Genomic DNA, 574 nt, shown 5'->3' with positions numbered 1-574 from the left:
CCTGACCATCGTCTTCATGCCGTTTACCTACTCGATTGCCGACGGTATTGCGTTCGGCTTTATCAGCTACGCACTCATCAAGCTCTTGTGCAACCGCACCCAAGACGTACCGCCTATGGTATGGATTGTCGCCGTATTGTGGGCATTGAAATTCTGGTTCTTAGGTTAAACCGCTCAAAAGAACAGGCCGTCTGAAAACTTTTCAGACGGCCTGTTTTATTTTACCCAGCGTTTAAAGCTGTCGGTAAAAGATTATTTTTTCACTTTTTTAGCAGCAGGTTTAGCGGCAGCTTTCGCGCCTTTGTCCAATGCGCAGAAGCGGGTAATGATTTGATCAACCACTTCTTGTTTGCCGTTTACTTCGGTAGTACCACGGATAGTCAGCATATTGCCGTCAACTTTGTCTACGTTGGCTGCAGTGGCTGCTTCAGCAACCCAAGCGACATTGCCACCCCAGAATGCGTTTACATCTTTGCTGCTGTCAGTGATACGGAACAGATTTTCAGTTAATTGACCTTTATATTTTACTTGGGCGGCAACAACTTCATTGCCTTTGAAGCCGTACATTACGCTC

At 46.3% G+C, this 574-nt stretch carries 2 pseudogenes; one reads left to right on the top strand and one right to left on the bottom strand.

From position 1 onward, the window contains the following. Positions 1 to 169, top strand: a pseudogene (locus tag ACTHUM_RS17975) (NCS2 family permease); the annotation flags it as partial. Positions 170 to 252: 83 nt separating this feature from the next. Here the strand turns inward: ACTHUM_RS17975 and ACTHUM_RS17970 are convergent. Then, positions 253 to 574 (bottom strand): annotated as a pseudogene (locus ACTHUM_RS17970) (hypothetical protein); the annotation flags it as partial.

The sequence above is a fragment of the Neisseria sp. P0021.S006 genome (assembly GCF_051956895.1).
The sequence above is the reverse complement of the archived record's forward strand: the minus strand, read 5'-3'. Positions and strand labels throughout refer to the sequence as shown.